1 protein-coding gene is annotated in these 2368 nt (G+C 55.0%); it reads left to right on the plus strand.

The features are described from left to right. Positions 1-2368 (plus strand): nitrite reductase large subunit NirB (gene nirB / locus ACFO8Q_RS23835; RefSeq protein ID WP_380029875.1); only part of this gene is annotated, 2368 nt, incomplete at both ends.

The raw sequence follows: 2368 nt of genomic DNA on the forward strand, positions 1-2368 counted from the left end.
GTGGAGGAGATTTTGAAGCTGGCGCCGGAACAGTTTGAGATCACGATTTTTGGCAGTGAGCCGCATCCGAACTATAACCGCATTTTGCTGTCCTCCGTGCTGGCTGGGGACGCAGATATCAACGATATTGTATTGAATGACTGGGATTGGTATAAGCAGAACGGCATCACGCTGCATACCGGCCAGACCGTAACGAAAATCGACACAGAGAAGCGCCAGGTCGTTACCGATGGCGGCATTGTCGAATCCTACGACGAGCTGATTCTCGCCACAGGTTCCCTTCCGTTCATGCTGCCGCTCCCTGGAGCTGAGAAAGAAGGGGTCATCGCATTCCGTGACATCAAGGACTGCGAGACGATGATCGAAGCGTCCAAGAAATACAAAAAAGCGATCGTCATTGGCGGCGGACTCCTCGGACTTGAAGCGGCCCGGGGACTGCTGAATCTGAATATGGAAGCAAGTGTTGTTCATATTTTCGACAATCTGATGGAGAGGCAGTTGGATCCTGTTGCGTCCAAGCTGCTGCAGCGGGAACTGGAAGGGCAGGGCATGCGTTTCTTGATGGAAAAGCAGTCCGAAGAGATCCTCGGCGATGGGCGCGTCACCGGATTGCGCTTTAAAGACGGCACAGTCGAAGAAGCCGACCTGATTGTCATGGCGGTCGGGATCAAGCCGAATGTGGCACTCGCAAAAGAAAACGGAATTGAGGTCAACCGGGGAATCGTGGTGAACGATTACCTGCAAACCAGCGTTCCGAATGTGTATGCGGTGGGCGAATGTGCCGAGCATCGCGGCATGGTGTACGGATTGGTGGCCCCGTTGTTTGAACAGGGGCAGGTACTGGCGAAGCATGTCTGCGGTGTGGAGACAGCGCCATACGAAGGCTCGATCGTCTACACGAAGCTGAAAGTCTCCGGGGTGGATGTATTCTCCGCGGGTGAGTTCATGGACAGTCCCGATACAAGAGCGATTCGTGTGCACGATGAATTTGCGGGCATCTACAAAAAAATTCTCGTTCGCGACAACAAGATCGTCGGCTCCGTATTGTTCGGGGATACAAGCGACAGCACCCGCATTCTGCAAATGATGCGAAACGAAACCGATGTCATGGAAATCAAGCGCGTATCGATTCTGGAAAATCCGGGTTCGGCAGGTGCGGAATCCGGCGCTGCAGCAGTAGCGGCCATGTCGGATGACGAGATTATCTGCGGCTGTAACGGAGTCTCCAAAGGCACGATCGTGCAGGCGATCCAGCAAAAAGGGCTTTGTTCGGTCGAGGAGATCAAAGGTTGTACCGGAGCGTCCCGTTCCTGCGGCGGCTGCAAGCCTCTGGTCGGGCAGGTTCTGGAACACGTGCTGGGCGACAAGGTTCAGGCAGGCGGACAGAAAGAACCGATCTGTTCCTGCACATCGCTGAGCCGCGAGGAAGTGCTGGAGGAGATGAAGGAGAAGCACCTGACCACCGTGAAAGAAGTCATGTATGTACTGGGGTGGAAAGAAGAAGAGGGCTGCTCGAAGTGCCGTCCGGCCCTGAACTACTACCTCAACATGCTGTGGCCGGAGGAACATGAAGATGAGCGGGAATCCCGATTCGTCAACGAGCGGATGCACGGCAACATCCAGAAAGACGGGACGTACTCCGTTGTTCCCCGGATGTATGGCGGTGTCACCTCACCGGCGGAATTGAAGCGGATCGCCGAAGTGGCGGAGAAATACCAGGTGCCGCTGGTCAAAGTAACAGGCGGACAACGGCTTGACCTGCTCGGCGTCAAGAAAGAAGACCTGCCGAAGGTCTGGGCGGAGCTGGATATGCCATCCGGTTTTGCGTACGGCAAAGCGATACGTACGGTCAAAACCTGTGTAGGAAGCGACTTCTGCCGGTTCGGAACGCAGAATTCGATCCAAATGGGGATTGATATTGAGAAGAAGTTTGAACGGCTGAACACGCCGGCGAAAATCAAGATGGCCGTGTCGGGATGTCCGCGCAACTGTGCCGAATCGGGCATTAAAGACGTTGGCGTGGTAGGCATCGACGGCGGTTGGGAGCTGTATGTCGGCGGAAACGGAGGAGTGCACCTGCGGGGCGGGGATCTGCTTTGCAAGGTGAAGACCGAGGCGGAAGTGATGGAATGGACCGGAGCGTTCTTGCAGTACTACCGTGAGAATGCGAATTACGGGGAACGCACTTCGTATTGGGTAGAACGGGTCGGATTGGACGCGATCCGCGAGGTGTTGGAGGATCCTGAAACCCGCCGCGAGTTAAACGAGCGGATGGATGTGGCGTTGTCGGTGCTGAAAGATCCGTGGAAAGAAATAATCGAGAATGAAGAAGCGAGAACCATTTTTGAAGAACTGCCGGTACTTTCGT

This window comes from Effusibacillus consociatus (assembly GCF_042652925.1).
Taxonomy (GTDB): Bacteria; Bacillota; Bacilli; order Tumebacillales; family Effusibacillaceae; genus Effusibacillus; species Effusibacillus consociatus.